This window comes from Dyella sp. 2RAB6, from assembly GCF_052115385.1.
Taxonomy (GTDB): domain Bacteria; phylum Pseudomonadota; class Gammaproteobacteria; order Xanthomonadales; family Rhodanobacteraceae; genus Dyella_D.
Genome location: NZ_JBFRGP010000035.1, coordinates 1 through 16,788, shown reverse-complemented (window position 1 = coordinate 16,788; position 16,788 = coordinate 1). Strand labels below are relative to the sequence as shown.

Sequence of the window (16,788 nt, the reverse complement as noted above, 5' to 3'; positions counted from 1 at the left end):
GAGAAATCGCCTTCACCACCCCTGACGGATGGTGGTCCTTCAATGAGCACCAGGGGACTCGCTATAAACCAAACGCATTCACCCCACCTAGGGAGCTGAGGACGTGAACGTCCACATTGGCCACCGAGGAGAGTCAACAGCGCTCGATCAGGAGAGCGTGCAATCGATGCGCAGCAAGGTATTGCACTTCGTCTAGTTGGAACGGACCCAGACAAGCTCGATGTCCTCCATGACGGCTTCTCGAAGCTCATTCAGCGATACGCCGAGAAGTTCATTGATGCCGCCATGGCGCATCCCAAAGAAGATTCCATCACGCCGATAGGTTGCGCTCCACCTGACACGATCCGAGCGGGTGAGCTCGTACTCGCCCTCGTATGTAAAGCCATTCGTGGTTTTGCCGGATACATTAGTCATGACAGTTCCCTTTGATAGAGATCACCGACGCACTCCGGGTCTCTCGGAGGCAATAGGGCGCAAAGATCAAGCATTGTTTGGCGCCCCGGGTGGTTACCGATCACGATGAGCTACGGGTTGCATTAGGTGATCCATCGTCGTCCATGCGATCCGAATCGATGCGATCTCGGTCCTTAGCTGATTCCACCTGGCCGAACTTGAGTGCGCCGTCATCCTGTCGGAACAGCGACAGAGGCGTTGCCAGAGATGGTGCCGCCCATACCGAATGGCCTGAAAATCGCTGAGTATGGCAATCGCTGTTCGCAACATCCGTGACCGGCGAGAAGTGCAACTTGTGGGGGTGAAAGTAGAGCAAATTCAGATGATTGAGGATGTACATGGAAAGGCCTCGAGTGCGATCCTGCATCCCGCAGGGCGTGCGCGTGCATCACCCACAACTCCGATCAGGGCGGAGGAGGCTCAGAGACCTTGGAGGAAAGTCACGGATAGTCTGAGGTGCCGGGGACATGACTGCCTGACCCGCGGCGCTCCCTGAACATGCGCCTTCATCCGTTACGCTACCGTAACGTGTCGTCAAACCCCTTGCGCTCCAAGGCTTCGACAGGGATCCAAAGCGATCGCGTCAAATATCACGTCTGCCTTGTCCCCTCGCGTTACCCCCGCCTAACAACCCCAGGCGCATGCTGCGTTGGCGCCAGAAAGACAGCCTCCTCTTTGGCAGGCGCCTCAGTCACGCGGTCCTGCCCCTAACGCCACCTGAGTACTTCTCCGATTCTTATCGGAGTTGCGGCTTCGGCCGCTCCAGATCCGCCACTCGGATCACCACTCAAGGTACATATATGTCCAACCATGACTCCAATACCGCTCACGCCCCTGGCAAAAACATCGTCGAGACAGCGGCCGCGAATGGATCCTTCCATACGCTGAGCAAGGCTCTCGAAGCAGCGGAACTCACCCAGACCCTGAAGGAATCGGGCCCCTATACCTTCTTTGCGCCGACGGATGCGGCGTTCAAAAAGTTGCCGGACGGCACTCTAGAGAACTGGCTAAAGCCAGAGAATAAAGCGGAGTTGATCTCCGTGCTGAAGTACCACGTGATGCCCGGTCGAGTGTCGGCGGTTGACGTCGAGAAACTGACCACGCCGAAGATGATGCAAGGCCAGACGGCTGCGATCACGAAAGACGGCGACAAGCTCCGCATCGGTGGCGCAACGATCACCGGGCGAGACATCACCTCAAGCAACGGCATCATCCATGCCATCGATGCGGTGAACGTGCCCGCCAAGAAGTAACTACCGGAAACTTGTGGTGGGGCTAGCCTCACCACGGGTTTCATCACAAACCTGCTTTCTAACTGACTTCGATGGCTGTTTCGACCTGTAGAAGTTCATCACGTGAGGCGGCCACCATGACCCCCCATCTTTCCCGCGCGGCCCATCGTCCTATGTCACTGCTTGGTAAGTGGGTCGCGCGCTTAAATGATCTGTTCGACGATCTCATCAAGATATCTCCTATGAAGCCCTTGCCAGTGATGTCTCGAAGGCAAACACTCGCTGCAGCGGCAGACGCCGCGAGGCGGATCAAGCGAGGCGGTTTTCGATGATTCTGAGCTCATTTGCGAGACTCACCTACTTCTTCCGCCCCTACCGGCGGGGCGCGTATCGTCACGCACCATCCATTGAAGAGTTGGCTGGGATGCGTCAAAAGCACACAGGATGGGTGCGGCAGGTGATCCGCATGTATCAATCACCATGGCGCCGGCCACCCTTAGATTCCATGTGCGCTGTGAAGTCGAGTCGTGAATAGGAGCGAAAGAAGGCATCGTTCGACAGAGGGTGCCTTAAGGGGAGGGACGCCGTAATGCCTGCCCATTTCTACTCGATGCAATCCAGACGAATCGTCATAGCTCTTCTGACCGATGTCTGAACTTGATCGGCCTGTCATGCGCCATCTCTTATGATGCCTTAGTGTCCAGGCTGTTAGCCGACTCGGTCCGCCGAGTCACGATGGACGGAGACCTCTATGAACGGCACTCCATTGATCGATTGGTGTGAACAGGTGGCATCACCCGTCCTGAAGGCGGCGGCGGCCGGGCAGCCGATCAGCTTTGCGGCGAAACAAGCACTTCTTCGCTTATCGCAGATACTCGCATCGCAAGCCAGGAGCGAAGACGAATCGCCTGCCGAGAAGCGGCCGACATTCGATTGATCAGCTTGGCGTTCTAGAGCGGTTGTCTGGCACCAGCGAAAGTTGAGTGGCCTGCGGGCTTAACACACAACACGTGTCGTTAGGACGACACCAAGGAAGGTCTTGACACTTATGGGCTACCGGTCACGTGCATGATCAATGACTGGAATGCCTGACTCGCCTTTGCTTCAGTCGCTGGAGGTCTCGATCATGACACGCATTCAAGGCTCTTACGGTGGCTTGATCTACATCGCCATCTACCGCCGTGAAAGGGACTGCCTGAGTTGGTCGGCAAGCCTTGAAGACGATGACGGGGAGGTGAGGTTTGTCGCAAGTCACTTCCTTTGCAGCCTTGGGACAATCGACTGCGAAAGTGCGATTCGCCAACGGATTCTTACAAGCATCGACGACTACCATCGCCACTAGGGGGCGCTGATTCTCCACTGATGCCAGGAGAATCACTGCGCGCGAATACAAGTCGATGACGACGGCCAGATAAAGCCAGCCTTCGGCCGTGCGCAGGTAGGTGATGTCAGTGAACCGCGCTCGATCGGGATGCTTGAGGCGAGATACGACTCCTCGATGTGCACCATTAGGGGCGCATCTTGCTTAGCGCGCGCTGACAGGGGCTGCTTCAACCATGTCTACGAAAGCGGGGGCGTACCAGGAAGCAATCCAAGCTGATCGCTATAGATAAGTGGACTCAGGTAAGCATAGCCATATGTGCTGGCTCCGCCATCCAGCCCCTTTGGATCGCTTTGAAGATAACGCCCGGTTGCCGCGCACCGCGTGCCGCCGCAGTTGTTAGGGATGATTCCGACCAATGCCGGCGGTTTTGGCGATGTGGGCAAGGCAAGGGATGTCTTCAAAGAGAATGAGATCGACCCTCTGATTGCCCGCATGCTCGGATTGAACGACATATTAGGTGCTAGGGTCTTCTGCTTCAAAGACGCGTTAAAGAGAAAGGCGGCCCAGGGGCCGCCTTTCTTTCTTGCTATGCATATCGCTACTCAAGCCAGTGAGCTTCAATTTGCGTGTTGTGGCTGCGCCGACTTTGCCCGATCTGCGTTGTAGTCACGAAGCAGCGCCAACCCGCCCGTCGGCACAAGTAGGTCCGAAACAGAATTGGGCGCGCCGGCGGGTACGCTTGCTTGCTCCTTCAGCACCGCGCTCATTGCCTTCAGCTCAGCACTGACTTCTTCGGCCTTCCCTGAGTCGAGCTTGGTGACGAAGCGATCGTACTCAGTCGCTTGAGATGACCAGTTGCGCTGATTTATATGCAAGCCGATTTCGAGGCTCTTGCTGAAGCCGGCCCAGTAGGACATCCAGCCGATCAGGAAGCCCCCAACGACCAGAAGGCTGACTTTAATCAATGGCTTGAATTTGCTTTGCATCTCATTCCTCCGCGTGATCGAAAACACAAGCCGGTTCCCTTACTCGCCATTCTTCGATACATGATGTGCGATTAAGTACGGTGGGGCAGCTCTCGGTGCATTTTTGTATCTTTTCGAGCATGGCATTGTGGCATGGGTGCAGGGGGCTGCCTGGAATATATTTGGGTTCAAGCTGGTCGTTGGGCTTTGGGAGGGGGCACTTTTTTGCCTTCTTGGTTTCCCCATCAGGCTCCTTCAGACCACTTGCCCACCAATTACCATCATCTGGGCACAGCCCCGATGGGTCGACGTACAGCATAGGATTCCCGCTGGCGTACAAGTAAGTACTGGTGCCACCGTTGAGTCCCAGCGGATCGCTCTGAAGGTAGCGGCCAGTGGCGGCTTCATAGCCACGGTTGATGTTGTAAGCGATGCGTGACTCAGCATCGTAGTACTGCCCTGCAAATCGCAGATTGAAGGTGTAGCCACCGGTCGAGGTGGGCTGCGTCTCGCCGAACGGGTTGGACTGATACGCCCATTGCCATACCGTCGCGCCGGTGCTGTCGGTGATCGCTCGCGGCGTGTTGAGGCCATCGGCATGCACGTAGTTGGTCGTGCTCACTGCGCCTTGTGTATCAATGACTGCCAGCGGGAGATCTTCCAGCCAAATGTAGTCGCGGGTAGTGCCACCGTACTCACCGAGGAGCTGGCTGCTTTCGTCATAAGCGAAGCGCTGGCTCAGCGCCGCCGGCAGTGTGGCCACCTTGGCGACTCGCTCACCCTTGGCATTGTAGGTATAGGTGCCGACTGTGCTGCCATTGCGCTGCGCGATGGTCATCCGATTCCGGCCGTTGTAGCCGAAGCCGAATGATTCGCCGCCGACCGAACTCGCTGTCGTGTTGCCATTGTTGTCGTAGGCGCGGGCGGCACTGCCGATATAGCTCAGCCAGTTATGGGGATACTGGTAATAGCTATACGTTCCTGTCGCGAGTCCGCTACCAGTTTTGCTCGTGCGATTGCCGATGGCGTCGTACGTGTAGGACTCCACGCTCGTGCCAGCCGCATTGTTCAGGCCCGTGAGACGGGACAACCAATCGTAGCCGTAGGTCTCCGTGGCAGGGTTGGCGCCAGGCGCATTGCCCAGGGCCGTGATGCGCCCCATGGCGTCCCTGGCGAAGTGCAGGTTGATCACCGGGCTGGTGGCGTCCGTCACCTGATAGTTCAGGTCATAGGTACGCGTGACGGTCTGGCCGTTGCCCAGGGTGTAGCTCGCAACAGGGCCGAAGGGCAGATAGGTGATGCTGGTCGCGATGTTACCGGTGCTGGCGCCCGTCGTGCCGGGCGGGAGCGCCGTGATGGCACTGACGTGCCCGACGGTATCGTGCTGGTACTGGACGGAGGTGCCACTCGGCGTGGCGACGCCGGCCAGCCGGTCCGCAGGGGTATACGAGTAGCCCGTAACGTCCGTCACTGAACCCTGCGTCTGGCTCTTCTGCGTGACATTGCCGCGGGCGTCGTAGCAGTACACCGTGGTGACGCTGGCTTCGACCATGCGGGTCAGGCGCCCCAACGGATACGAGCCAACGCAGCCGGTGACACTGTTGGCCTCATCGTAGTGGTAGGAGACATTGAGGCTGGTGTCGACGTACGTGGTCGCTGCAAGGCGGTTGAGCGCATCGTAGCTCGACGTGGCAACGATGCTTTTTGCATCCGTCCGGGTCAGCACGTTGCCCGCGACATCAAACGTGGAGGACGTGGTGCCCGTGTCGGGACTGGTCAACGTCTTTCGGTTGCTCAGGCCGTCGTAAGCGCTGGTCGTGTACTTGTAGTCCGGCGTAAGGGTTTGGGTGAGGTTGTCCAGCACGTCGTAGGTGTAGCTGGTGGACGACACGACTGTCGAGCCGTTGACCGTGGCGCTGCTCTGGAGGCCCGAATAGCGATTCAGGCCGTCATAGCTTCGCGTCTGGGTCACGCCCAGCGCATCGACCGACGTCACCAAGTTGCCGTTCGAATCGTAGCCGCCACTGGCGCTGGCATCGAAGATGGTGTGGTTCAAGCCATCAATGATCTTGGTGAGCCGACCCAGGTTATTGAACGTGCGGGATAGGTGGCGGCTCGGGGTAGAGCTGCCCACGGCATAGGTCGCCTCGTCCGTGCGATTGCCTGCGGCATCTAGCGTGTAGTGAACGTGGTTGCCCTGGGCATCCGTGATGTCAGTCAACCGGTGGGCATTGTCGTAGGTATAGGTGACCTTCACGCCATCGGCATCGGTGACGGATTCCACGGCGCCGTAAGGCTTGTAGGCATATGTCGTCGTCGCTCCGGCGATCGAGCGCGTCTTGAGCCAGCCGCGTGGGGTATAGGTCAGGTCGGTGATTACGCCATTGGCGTCGACCTGCCGAGTTAGCCGGCCCGCTTGGTCATAGGCGGTGTTCGTGGTCACGTGGCCCAGCGCATCCGAGACCTGGTAGAGGTCACCCGCCCGATGGCAGGCTCCGCCCGCGGTGGTGCAGCCGGAAACATCTGTCGTCAGGTAGTAGCTGTAATGCGTGATGTCGGAGACGTCGGTGCGTGGGCCGTCCTCCGTCAGCTTCAGGCCGACGACGGGGCATTGGGTGCTGTCCACGCTGGTGCAGTACGTGTAGGTCCACTGACGCACGCCGGAGGGCGCCTGCGCATTGCTGCCGCAGGTGTAGGCGGCAGCTCCGGTCACTGCTGGGTCAACTTCGCAACGCGCGGTGACTTGGCCGGTGCCGTTGTACACCCATGCGCTCTGCGTGATGGGATTGTTATTGCTGTCGAGCGTGACCCGCGTCAATGGGTTACGAAGCGTGGTGTCCCAGGTGGTATTGATCGTGCGTTGTTGCCCGAGCGACGCCAGGTTGTAGCCTTCGATTCGCTGCGTTTCCAGGCCCACCGTGTTGTAGGTAAGCTTGGTGACGTTGAAAATGAAGTCGGTGTACTGGCTGGGATAGCCGTTCGTGTCGTATTGAATCGTCTGATACTTCTGCTTGCACCAGTCGGTGTTGCAGGCGGCAAACGTACCGGTCAGCTTGATGGCGCCATAGCCATCGTCTTTCATGGAGACATTGCCCGAGGCGCCGAGCGGAAAAGTCATCGTGGCGAACGAGCTGCTGCCTCCGGTAATACTGGTGGCATTGGCTCCGCCGGCGTGGGAGGACGACACCGCGCGACCGTTGGTGGAGCTGTAGCTGGTCGTGTCGTACCGGACGCCGGCCTCATCGATGACGCCGGTCATCGCGTAGGGGAAGCTCGCGCCGCCCGTATAGGCCGGTTCGTTATAGACGTATTGCTGGGTCTTGCTATCGGGATACTGGACGGAGGTCAGCGTCCCGCTCGTGTACCCATAGGTCAGCACGTCACCATCCGGAAGCGTCACCGTGTGCAGCAACCCGGCGCCATCGTAGGCAAACTGCAGGGTGCGGCCGAACGGGTCAGTCACCGTCTGGAGACGGCCACTGTTGTAGGTGAGTGTGGTCGTCTGGCCGGTCGCATCGGCGATGTACTGCAACTGGCCCGTGGTCGAGTAGCGCTCGAATTGATTGGGACCCGCGACGTAGACCGTGAAGCCCGTGCTGTCAGCCGTCAGCGTGTCGGGGATATTGGGGTCGGCCGCCCAGCCGCCGTTGGCCGTGGGCAAGAAGCGCTCGCTGCGCCCATCAGGCCGGAGAAGCTGGATGTACGAGGTGCCACCGCCACCCACCAACGTGTTCTGGAACAACAGGGAGCGGTCGAAGGAGTGGCGCCACTGCGGCCCCAGGCTCGCCGGCCGCACACTGGCCTGGCTGTTGTAGAAGCGCCGGAACGTCAGCCACGGCAGGGCATCGAAATCGGTTTCCTGCTCGTATTTGTTGCCGGTCGCCAGATTGATTGGATCGCCGCCGAACGGCTGCCCCGGGCAGATAATCATGCCGTCGCCGTCATCCACGCCCGTGCCGCCGTTGCAGTTGCCCGAATCACCCGTGTTCTTCTCGGGATTGTTGTCGTAAGCCGACAGCTGAATCTCGATGACATGGCTGGGGCAGACGAAGCTGCTCGGGTCGGTCGATACGTAGTAGACCTTGGCGACGTTGCCCTGCGCCTGCTGCGTCGCGTTCTCATAGGCTGAGGCGACTTGGCAATTTGCGCCTGCAGGGTAGCGGGCTGCGAGGAACTGTTTGGTCCCATCGAGCGCTAAGCTGATTTCTCCCCACGAATACTGCACAGGGTTATTGTTCGTATCGACATCTTGTATGTAGAACGGGATGTTGTAGTAGGTCGTGGCGCTACTGGCGCCCACCCATCCCAGACATAGAGCCATCGCCCAAGCCGAAAGCCACACGCGGCGCGTGCGGCTATGACACCTTTGTATAGCGACCATCCTTGTCTCCCTCGTCATCCTAAGTTCGCGCGGCGCTCCATCAGCGCGTGGCGTCATCCATAAAGCCAAGTGCTGCTGCCGGTCGGACAAGCCACAGACCCACATATCAGCATCTCAGGGGGCGATGTCAACGAAATGTGAAGATCGGGAAGCGGCGCCCCACCGTGACTTAGATGTCTAAATTGAATGTCCAGCCTGAGCGGATCAGGGCGCGCATACGAGCTTTTGGCACATCGCCGAGAGATCCGAGCGCTCCGTGATCAATCGCTCCTTCAAGACGCGGTCACCTGGCTATGCCATGGTTAGTAAATGACCAAGCAACATGGTTTGTCCTTGGCGCGCGCGGTCGTCCCCCCTCCTCGCCTGCGCACTTCTTCCCTCACTTTTGATGCAATGGATGCAATAGCGCAGAGCCTTGTAAGGTCTACGCTGGAGAGAGATTTCTATGACGTGGCGCATGATGCAGATAGATGCACGCATGAAGTGAGCCCCTAGGCCTGGACCAGGTCGTGAAGAGCAAGTGATACGGTTTGCTGGGCCTTCTCGGAGGAAAAGGTCCTATGGTCTACAAAGCCCCCTTTAGGTGGTTCAGCCGGCAATTTAAACAATCCCTTTGTGCCGCTATCCGTGCGGGGACTATCGGCCGCCGGGAAGCCCAACGAGCTCACCGGCTGTCGGGCAATCTCATTCATCAGTGGCTCGACCAGTTCGATCGGGGGCAATTCGATCCCACGGAGAAGCCTGCGGCAGGTGTTGCCGAAGAGTATGAGCTGCGCATTGCCGAGCTGGAACGGAAGGTCGGCCAGCTGACCATGGAAGCGGATCTGCTCAAAAAAACGCAAAAGCGCGATCACTCGAGCAGCGACGAAGACTTCTTCGTCGTCAGCGGCCCACGGCCTGTTCCATTCGAAGGGCTTGCCAAGTGATCGGCCTTGCCCGCAGTACGTTCTACTATCGCTCAACCGCCAAAGCCGTGGTGCGGATTCCGGGAGCTGTTGACCATCGTTCCGGCAACTCCTGATCAGCTTACTGGTACTGACCACTGCGCCATATTGCGTATTGCCAGGTAAGTGACCACGCATTGCCATCACAAAAAATGACCACATCCGGGGCTGGCCACACCGGTCCCATGGATGCTTGCCCAGTCGATCTGGTCATGCGCGCGCAGACGCGTGAGCGGTGCGAGGTGCAGGCGTTCCCATACGCCCCTGGCTTATCAGTCACGCAGGCGCCACCAGCAAATCATGCCGCTGCCGAAGCCCAGTTCCTGGGGCAAGTCCTCCCACCGGATACCGGCCTGCAAGACGAACACGATGCCATTGAGTGCCGCCCGGTCATCCACCCGAGGCCGACCACCTTTGGGCAATGGAACCGTCACCGGCAACAGCGGCTCCAGGGCCGTCCAAAATGCATTGTTAATCTGGTCTAAGCTGCAAGATGGGGATGTAAGTCGGAACCACTAAGTATCTAGTGATACTGCATATTCTTTCGGGTTACTGCCAGTTTGAATCGAACGGTTCTTTCTGTTCGAAAGACCATATCCGAATGCCGCGTGCGGTTCGCACGTAACACCCTTCGCTGTAAGTGCCGTCGACACGTTGAACCGTCAACAGCTTGCCTGACTGCGCCATCTGCCACCGAATGAAAGCGAAGTCGCGCGTGCCATTCATCTCACTGCCTTGCATTTGTGCAGCCAGCGTGCAGGTCGTCGGCCATAGGACAGCAGGCCGACCTTCGAACAAGAAACGCTCTGCGTAAGTCGCATCGGGTTGCATGCCGAGCGTGTTGACGAGTTTCGCACTCAGGCTCGGGTCCGGCGACCATTCGGGCATCGGTTGCAGCGAGGGTCTCGGTTGCGGTGAGGGCATCGCGCCGTCATCGTTCGTCGAATCCAGTGTATAGCGTGGGTCGTTCTCACCGGCGTGATCGGCGACTATCTGTTTGACTTGTCGGTCGATGATAGGCCAAGCGCGCGGATATCTATCGCGAATCGATGCGTGCAATTCATTCCAGAGAGCAATGATTTTTTCGTCCGAAAGATATTTCCTCAGACTCTTTAAAGTGATAGGGCCACCCATAGTCATCATGGTCGGACTCTTGTCGGCCGCCCAATTGTCAGTGCTTTCGACGACGCCGTTGAAATGCCCGGCATCCGACTGTGACGTCCAAACGTCGTGGTTGTGCCACTCATAGCCGCGCGATTCGAGCGCGGCAGCGGCGCGGTCGCGTTTCGCACATGCGGGGCCATCCGGTGCGTCGTAGCAGGCGTTCTGCACCACCCACCACTGTTGCACGAGTGCGTCATCGCTGATGGTGTTCACTCTGCCGTCGGCATTCGCCGACATCGCCACAGCCGCGAGTGCACACGCCGACATGGCTTTGCACCATTTCTGTGTGCTTCGATTTTTGCTTGTCATCTTGGATCCTCGTCGTTGTTTTTTGCCTAGACGGGGTCCCGTCGAGATTCGGACTTTTCGTACGTTAGAGGCGAACCCCACAGATTAGGATTTAGACTGTTGAGGAGACAGCGCCAGTAATAACGAAACACGTCCTAATCTGACGCGCTTAGCGCCTTGGTCTGACGTCTGATTAAAGTGCACGACAGCAGTAGCTTCCGTTTGGGGCAGGCTGCCGCTCTATCTAGCTCAATAGTGGTCCAAGCCGCGGCATGATTTCATCATCGGGATATAGGTGCATTCCAGTGACGGCGCTCGCGATACCGTCCAAATCCGGGAACAATGCCGCCCCCGTAACACCTGCGATCTTCAACTGCAGGCGCATCGGCCCAAAAGCATCGGCCGGGATCGTCACATAGTGCAGCCGGCGCTTGAACTCCTGGTTCGTCTCAAGGGACACAAATCGGACATCTTTGCCGTCATGTGCCCGGTGAGCGCTGAACCACCCGTCTTGTGCAGCGATTCGGCGTGTGACGTGCCGCGGCTTGAACAGTGCAGTGCGCGTTATCGTTAGGGGGTTGTTGCGCTCTTTCTCCGTAATCAAGTCGGTCTTTTTGTACTCCAATATCCACACGGCGGCTGGCTGCGCTGGTCGAGTTCGGTCGGGCGAGGCTTCGGCTTGTTGATTGATCGCAAACCACAGCGCGGTCAAGGCACTTCCCGTCCAGTCGAGTAACCGCGTGGGCATCTTATGGTGTTGTGCAATCGCGAGCCAGTCCGCATCATGCAAATCGACGCTCGATTCGAGATAGGGAATCGAGCGTCGCTTGAATTCCTCCAGCATGTCGCATTCCATTTCCGCCGAATTACGCGTGTAGCGCGCGATACCTGGTTTAAGTCCCCACGTCGCGTCGCGATGGCCGCGAAACAGGCAGCTTGTCGCGCCGTTCAATTGCGCCGCGATTGCAGCAAAGTAGTCCGCCAGTGTCCTCACGTCCCTGCGATGCTGTAGTGCACGTTCCTTTTCACATCGTGTCATGGTCATCCCCGAGTCAATAGCCAAATGCCTGTCAGCCTATCTGCGTGAGGTAGATCCTTGCCGGCCGCGTGAGCCCCGCGCTAGCCGATGTGCATAGGCTGGCATCCATGACGCAACTGGCCTCGGCGCGCAGTTAACGTGGCGCTTGTGCGCAGATCGACCGGCACCGTTGTTGATATCCTGCGGTGTCGGCGAGCAAAGCCTCAGAGTTTTCCACCCCTGTAAATTGGCGCCTCATGCTCGCCCGTCAGAGGGCTATTCTGCAAGTTGTGCCGGCCCATCGCTGAGTTCGGGCCAGCGCCCTTCGGGATCACCCATGTAGGCGACCCAGTCGTCCATGAACGATCGTTTGGCCCATTCAGCCTGGGTGATGTAGTCGAGCGCTTTCCACCGCACAAACGCGTCCCTCTGGAAGGCAAGGTATCGCGCCGGGTCCACACGAAGCGTCTCAGTAGCCCTCGTCGGCAGCCGAAGGGCGAATAGCAGGTCAAACCCATAATCTCCGTGCATGAGCTTAAGCCGGTAGCGCACCCAGCTGTGCCAATGTGGATCCAGTAGTCCCCGATCTTCCCGCGCCAGGCAGTGGTGCCGCAGGATGCGCTCATAGAGCAGCACCGGTGCGGTGGCGATCGCGACCCGTTCGTCGTCGAACTGAACATGGTCAATCAGCGCATCTCCCGCCAAGGCTGCCATCGCGGGCAGAAGATTGATGAACGGCGCCGTCGAGCCTATCAGCAGCAGAATGCTCCAGAACGACTGGGCGCATTGGTAGGCCAACAATTCGAGGCCCTCCACCCGCGCCTCGCGCAGCAGCAAAGCCGTCGCTGCCAAGGCCTCGAAGCTTCCCAGTTGTTCTAGCCGCCGCAACAGGCGGCGTGACGTCTTCTCACGGTCGACCATGAACTCGCTGGGCCTGGAGCCGGAGCGATGCAGGACTCGCTGTGTCTCCGGCCCCAAGCCGGCCAGCCATCGAGGCCGGTGCGTCATCAGGTCTTTTTCCGGGTCGATGATGTCCCAGTACACGTGTTCCAGCAGGGCCCGACTGCGAGGGAATGCGAGTTCGGCCCGCTCAATCAGGGCGCTGCGCGGCACATGTTTGCCCTGCGCATAGCGGGCCATTCGATGGCGGTGAGAAAGCACGCCATCCGCATTGCGACCGAAGCCGTCGCCGATCAGCTGCTTTTCCAAGGCGTAGTAGGTCGCGCCCCGGGAGCGCAGTTGAATCCATTGAAACCACAATTGAACCCGCTGCTGGTCGATGCGCTGCCGTAGGGGCGACCGACCACGCTCTGATGTCGATTTTTCGCACGCGTCTGAGAGAATCATCGGTTCTCCAATATTTCAATCACTTAAGCGCAAGAATAGGGTAAAACGAGGGCCGCATTTACCGGCTACTCCCTGTCGTTTGCGCGCACTAGCATCGGTCGTGACCCGACGTGACCGAGCCGATGACCGCACCTGACAATCCCACGCTGACCGATCTGCTGGAGCGCGACCTCTTGTTGCGCTTCGGCACACCGCTGATTGGGGGCGAGGAACTTCGGGCCTCGCTGGGATACCCCACGGCAGAGGCGCTGCGGCAAGCCATTTCACGCGGGACCGTACCGGTGCCGGTGTTTGCCGTGCCGCACCGGCGCGGGAAATTCGCTCTCATCCGAGATATCGCGGCCTGGCTGGCGTCCTTGCGCCAAGGCGCCGTCGATCCTGCCAATGCGCAGGAGGTGCCGATGCGTTAGCGCTCAAGTTCTCAGCCCAGTTTCCGTTGCGGAGCGCCAGACGCGAAAGCCCGAGAGCTTGCGACTCTCGGGCTTTCAATGTGCGATGGATGCGAACCCCATCAGCGCCTAATGTCCTCCTCCCGCCTCGACCGGTCAAGCCTCCTCGCCTGGCACTCATGCCGGTGGGACGGACGGCGTCGCGCCCGCTGATATCCATGTCACCGCCTGATCGCGGTGGCGCAGCTTTGGAGTCAGCATGTCTTCCCTCAAGGAAATCCTACGCCTTGTTTTGACCACCCCGTGGTCCAATCGCCAGATCGGCCGCGTGGTCGGTCGGTCGTACAACACCGTGGCGCGCTACCGCCACTTGGTACGCATTCACTCGCTCACCTGGGCCGACCTGGCCGAGCGCCCCCTCGACGAGATCGATGCCCTCTTCAATCGGGTAGTGCGCCGCACGGAGGAGAAACAACACCCCGACTGGGCGTGGGTTCACGACCAGATGCAGCATCGGGGCATGACCCGCACGCTGCTGTGGGAGGAATACCGCCGGGCGTGCCCCGAACGCGCCTTGGCCTATTCCCAGTTTTCCCACTACTACCGCGTCTACCTGCGCAAGCTTCATCCCGTGATGCGGCAGCACCACGCGCCGGGCGAGCGGGTCTTCGTGGATTTCTCTGGACGCCGCCCGGCCTACGTCAAGCCGGAGACCGGTGAGCGCGTCGACGTCGAATTGTTCATCGGAGTTCTAGGCTATTCCAACTACGTTTTTGCGCTCGCCTGTTCGAGTCAGCAAGTCCCTCAGTGGATCAAGGCGCACGTCCAGATGTTCGAGACGTTCGGCGGTTCGCCGCAGATCATCGTGCCGGACAATTTGCGCAGTGCAGTGACGCGGGCCGGTCGCGATCCGATCATCCATCGCACCTATCAGGAAATGGCCAACCATTACGGCAGTGTCGTGCTGCCGGCTCGTGCCCGGCGCCCGAAAGACAAGGCCAAGGTCGAGGGGAGCGTCCTGATCGTGCAGCGCTGGGTGCTGCTGCGCCTGCGCCACCGCACCTTCTTCTCCCTGACCGAGCTCAACCAAGCCATTGCCGAGCTGATCGCCGACCTGAACCGCCGTCCGTTCAAGAAGATGGAGGGCTCCCGCCTTGAGCGGTTCGAGGCCAGCGAGTCCGCATCGCTTCGCCCGCTGCCGGAGCAGCCCTACGAACACGGCGAATGGAGCGCCGCCCAGACCGTCCCGGCCGACTATCACGTACGGCTCGACAAGCACTGGTACTCAGTGCCCTTCACCTACATTGGGTGCGCGGTAGAGGGACGCTTGTCGGCCGATGCCGTGGAGATTTACTGCAGCGGAGTCCGTATCGCCAGTCATCGCAAGGGCCCGGTCGATGGCACCACTACTGATCCCGGGCACCTTCCCAAGCATCATGCGATGTATGCCGAGCGGACACCGGAACACTTCGTGCGGTGGGCGGAGAGCATCGGGCCGGCCACGACGGCCTTCGTCCAGCAGCAATTCCAGCGCACCCATCCAGGGCTTGGCTTGCCGTGTTGCGATCGGCTGCGTGCTCTGGCACGCAAACATGGTGCGGTGGACCTGGAGGCCGCCGTGCAGCGGGCCTTGGATATCCGCTCTCCTTCGGAAAAGACCGTGCGCGCACTGCTGAGTAGCGGTCGGCATCACATTAGCGACAATGCCATAGACGACTCAGCCTCCGCGCTCCCCGAGCATCGCAACATCCGTGGCAGCGACTATTTCGCCTCGGCCAAGGAGGTCAGCGCATGAGCCGCCAACACACCTTGACCGCGCTCCGGGAGCTGAAGCTCGATGGCATGGCCGATGCCCTGGAGCGGCAGCATGCTAGCCCTTCGCTGCAGGACAGCCCCTTTGACGAGCGCCTGGCCGCCTTGGTCGATAGCGAACGTGCGGCGCGCGAGAACCGACGGCTCGCCCGCCTGCTCAAACAGGCACGACTCAAGGTTGAGGCGTACGCCGAAGACATCGATTATCGGGTGGCGCGCGGGATCGACAAGCAGCAAGTACAAGGGCTTCTCGCCTGCGACTGGATTATGCAGCACCAGAACCTGATCATCACAGGCCCCACCGGTGTAGGAAAGACATGGTTGGCATGCGCGTTAGCTCACCAAGCGGCGCGGCGGGGCATGCCGGTGGTCTATCGTCGGCTTCCCCGCCTTCTGGAGGAGCTGGAGATTGCACGTGAGACAGGGAATCTCACGACAGTGCGCACCCAGCTTGCTCGCATGAAGCTGCTGGTGATAGATGATTGGGGTGTCAGTCCGTTGGGGCGCCGTGCCCGGCAGGATCTGCTGGAAATCATCGACGATCGTGTCGGCAGCGGTTCGGTAGCTATCACCTCGCAGCTACCGATCACCGAATGGCACGCTTACCTGGGCGAGCCGACAATTGCCGATGCGATCCTCGATCGTCTCGTCCATAGCGCACACCGGATCCCACTTCAGGGCGAATCCATGCGAAAGCTCAAGAGCAGCAGAGCAGCCATTCGTCGAAGCTAAAGGCGCACGCGTCAGGGCTCAGGGATGAGCCACCTGTTCAAGACCAGCGAACTGCTCAACACCAGCGAGATGATCAGCGCTCGCCGGAATCGATGTTCAACCTGACCGGAATCCGCACCGTGGGGCTGGATGACGCCCGGTTGGTGGCACTCATCCATGACATACATGATGAATTCCCTGGCTATGGCTATCGGCGTGTTCAACGTGCATTGGCAGCGATGGGGCACGTGGTCAACCACAAACGATTGAAGCGCGTCATGCCGAAACATGGCTGGGCTGCCAAACGGCGTCCCCGATCCCAAAAGATCGCCGACGGCACTGACGGCCTGGCCGCCTTTCCCAATCTGTATCGAAATTGCATTCCGACCACACCGGATACCGTGTGGGTCGCCGACATTACTTATATCCACATCGCCTCGGGCTTCGCCTATCTCGCCGCTGTCCTCGATGCATGCAGTCGCAAGGTCGTTGGCTATGCCATTTCCCGACGGATCGACACGCAGCTGTCGCTGGCAGCCCTTGAGGCCGCCGTGGCTTGCCGGCAACCGCTACCAGGTACCTGCATTCACCACAGCGACCGTGGCAGCCAACCCAGGTTCAACTGGTCGTCGCAACACCGTTTTGATTTACCGAGAGCAGCAACTCATTGAATGCCTCGGCGGGCGTCCTCCAATGGAGAGTCTTTCTTGGTCGCGTATTTAAAGCAAGAGCTACAGCCTGCAGTTCGGCCGGCCTATGG

The 16,788-nt window shown here is 59.5% G+C and carries 14 protein-coding genes and 1 pseudogene; 7 read left to right on the top strand and 8 right to left on the bottom strand.

Annotated features, from left to right (window positions below; all coding sequences use genetic code 11):
* Positions 1-192: 192 nt before the first annotated feature.
* Complete coding sequence (locus AB4083_RS22330) at positions 193-414, bottom strand: TonB-dependent receptor (protein ID WP_441610707.1); 222 nt, start codon at positions 412-414, stop codon at positions 193-195.
* Between the two features lie 100 nt (positions 415-514).
* On the bottom strand, positions 515-793 hold the full coding sequence (locus AB4083_RS22325; RefSeq protein ID WP_441610706.1) for a hypothetical protein: 279 nt from the start codon (positions 791-793) through the stop codon (positions 515-517).
* A 460-nt stretch (positions 794-1,253) separates the two neighbouring features.
* Between AB4083_RS22325 and AB4083_RS22320 the strand changes: the two genes are divergently transcribed.
* Both AB4083_RS22320 and AB4083_RS22315 read left to right on the top strand, forming a co-directional pair.
* Positions 1,254-1,706, top strand: a complete 453-nt coding sequence (locus AB4083_RS22320) for a fasciclin domain-containing protein (protein ID WP_441610705.1) — start codon at positions 1,254-1,256, stop codon at positions 1,704-1,706.
* Between the two features lie 730 nt (positions 1,707-2,436).
* Positions 2,437-2,622: a hypothetical protein gene (locus AB4083_RS22315; RefSeq protein ID WP_441610704.1), complete on the top strand. Its 186-nt coding sequence runs from the start codon at positions 2,437-2,439 to the stop codon at positions 2,620-2,622.
* A 1,004-nt stretch (positions 2,623-3,626) separates the two neighbouring features.
* Here the strand turns inward: AB4083_RS22315 and AB4083_RS22310 are convergent.
* Both AB4083_RS22310 and AB4083_RS22305 read right to left on the bottom strand, forming a co-directional pair.
* Positions 3,627-3,995, bottom strand: a complete 369-nt coding sequence (locus AB4083_RS22310; protein ID WP_441610703.1) for a hypothetical protein — start codon at positions 3,993-3,995, stop codon at positions 3,627-3,629.
* A gap of 1 nt (position 3,996) precedes the next feature.
* A complete protein-coding gene (locus AB4083_RS22305; RefSeq protein WP_441610702.1) occupies positions 3,997-8,355 on the bottom strand; it encodes an RHS repeat-associated core domain-containing protein in 4,359 nt (1,452 codons plus the stop codon).
* Between the two features lie 560 nt (positions 8,356-8,915).
* On the opposite strand from AB4083_RS22305, the gene AB4083_RS22300 reads away from it, so the two are divergent.
* Complete coding sequence (locus AB4083_RS22300; RefSeq protein WP_441610701.1) at positions 8,916-9,281, top strand: transposase; 366 nt, start codon at positions 8,916-8,918, stop codon at positions 9,279-9,281.
* A gap of 173 nt (positions 9,282-9,454) precedes the next feature.
* Here the strand turns inward: AB4083_RS22300 and AB4083_RS22295 are convergent.
* From AB4083_RS22295 to AB4083_RS22280, 4 genes and pseudogenes are all read right to left on the bottom strand, one after another.
* Positions 9,455-9,775, bottom strand: a pseudogene (locus AB4083_RS22295) (transposase); the annotation flags it as partial.
* A gap of 73 nt (positions 9,776-9,848) precedes the next feature.
* Positions 9,849-10,772 carry a hypothetical protein gene (locus tag AB4083_RS22290; protein ID WP_441610700.1) on the bottom strand — a complete coding sequence of 308 codons (924 nt, stop codon included), beginning with the start codon at positions 10,770-10,772 and terminating at the stop codon, positions 9,849-9,851.
* A 223-nt stretch (positions 10,773-10,995) separates the two neighbouring features.
* On the bottom strand, positions 10,996-11,745 hold the full coding sequence (locus AB4083_RS22285) for an FRG domain-containing protein (protein ID WP_441610699.1): 750 nt from the start codon (positions 11,743-11,745) through the stop codon (positions 10,996-10,998).
* 300 nt (positions 11,746-12,045) lie between these two features.
* Entirely contained in the window at positions 12,046-13,116 is a 1,071-nt protein-coding gene (locus tag AB4083_RS22280; protein WP_441610698.1) for a hypothetical protein, read from the bottom strand.
* 110 nt (positions 13,117-13,226) lie between these two features.
* Here AB4083_RS22280 and AB4083_RS22275 point away from each other — a divergent pair, with 110 nt between their 5' ends.
* From AB4083_RS22275 to AB4083_RS22260, 4 genes are all read left to right on the top strand, one after another.
* Positions 13,227-13,526 (top strand): hypothetical protein, encoded by a 300-nt coding sequence (locus AB4083_RS22275; RefSeq protein WP_441610697.1) that lies wholly within the window; start codon positions 13,227-13,229, stop codon positions 13,524-13,526.
* A gap of 238 nt (positions 13,527-13,764) precedes the next feature.
* On the top strand, positions 13,765-15,300 hold the full coding sequence (gene istA / locus AB4083_RS22270) for an IS21 family transposase (protein WP_441610696.1): 1,536 nt from the start codon (positions 13,765-13,767) through the stop codon (positions 15,298-15,300).
* Positions 15,297-16,049 carry an IS21-like element helper ATPase IstB gene (gene istB / locus AB4083_RS22265; RefSeq protein WP_441610695.1) on the top strand — a complete coding sequence of 251 codons (753 nt, stop codon included), beginning with the start codon at positions 15,297-15,299 and terminating at the stop codon, positions 16,047-16,049. Before istA ends, istB begins: the two co-directional genes overlap by 4 nt.
* A gap of 92 nt (positions 16,050-16,141) precedes the next feature.
* Positions 16,142-16,699 (top strand): DDE-type integrase/transposase/recombinase, encoded by a 558-nt coding sequence (locus AB4083_RS22260; RefSeq protein ID WP_441610694.1) that lies wholly within the window; start codon positions 16,142-16,144, stop codon positions 16,697-16,699.
* Positions 16,700-16,788 lie beyond the last annotated feature (89 nt).

What these genes read in the sequence shown, in the direction of transcription:
- AB4083_RS22330 (WP_441610707.1), bottom strand. Translation starts at nt 414, where the DNA reads ATGACTAATGTATCCGGCAAAACCACGAATGGCTTTACATACGAGGGC.
- AB4083_RS22290 (WP_441610700.1), bottom strand. Translation starts at nt 10,772, where the DNA reads ATGACAAGCAAAAATCGAAGCACACAGAAATGGTGCAAAGCCATGTCG.
- istB (WP_441610695.1), top strand. Translation starts at nt 15,297, where the DNA reads ATGAGCCGCCAACACACCTTGACCGCGCTCCGGGAGCTGAAGCTCGAT.
- AB4083_RS22310 (WP_441610703.1), bottom strand. Translation starts at nt 3,995, where the DNA reads ATGCAAAGCAAATTCAAGCCATTGATTAAAGTCAGCCTTCTGGTCGTT.
- AB4083_RS22305 (WP_441610702.1), bottom strand. Translation starts at nt 8,355, where the DNA reads ATGGTCGCTATACAAAGGTGTCATAGCCGCACGCGCCGCGTGTGGCTT.
- AB4083_RS22280 (WP_441610698.1), bottom strand. Translation starts at nt 13,116, where the DNA reads ATGATTCTCTCAGACGCGTGCGAAAAATCGACATCAGAGCGTGGTCGG.
- AB4083_RS22315 (WP_441610704.1), top strand. Translation starts at nt 2,437, where the DNA reads ATGAACGGCACTCCATTGATCGATTGGTGTGAACAGGTGGCATCACCC.
- AB4083_RS22320 (WP_441610705.1), top strand. Translation starts at nt 1,254, where the DNA reads ATGTCCAACCATGACTCCAATACCGCTCACGCCCCTGGCAAAAACATC.
- istA (WP_441610696.1), top strand. Translation starts at nt 13,765, where the DNA reads ATGTCTTCCCTCAAGGAAATCCTACGCCTTGTTTTGACCACCCCGTGG.
- AB4083_RS22300 (WP_441610701.1), top strand. Translation starts at nt 8,916, where the DNA reads ATGGTCTACAAAGCCCCCTTTAGGTGGTTCAGCCGGCAATTTAAACAA.
- AB4083_RS22325 (WP_441610706.1), bottom strand. Translation starts at nt 793, where the DNA reads ATGTACATCCTCAATCATCTGAATTTGCTCTACTTTCACCCCCACAAG.
- AB4083_RS22260 (WP_441610694.1), top strand. Translation starts at nt 16,142, where the DNA reads ATGTTCAACCTGACCGGAATCCGCACCGTGGGGCTGGATGACGCCCGG.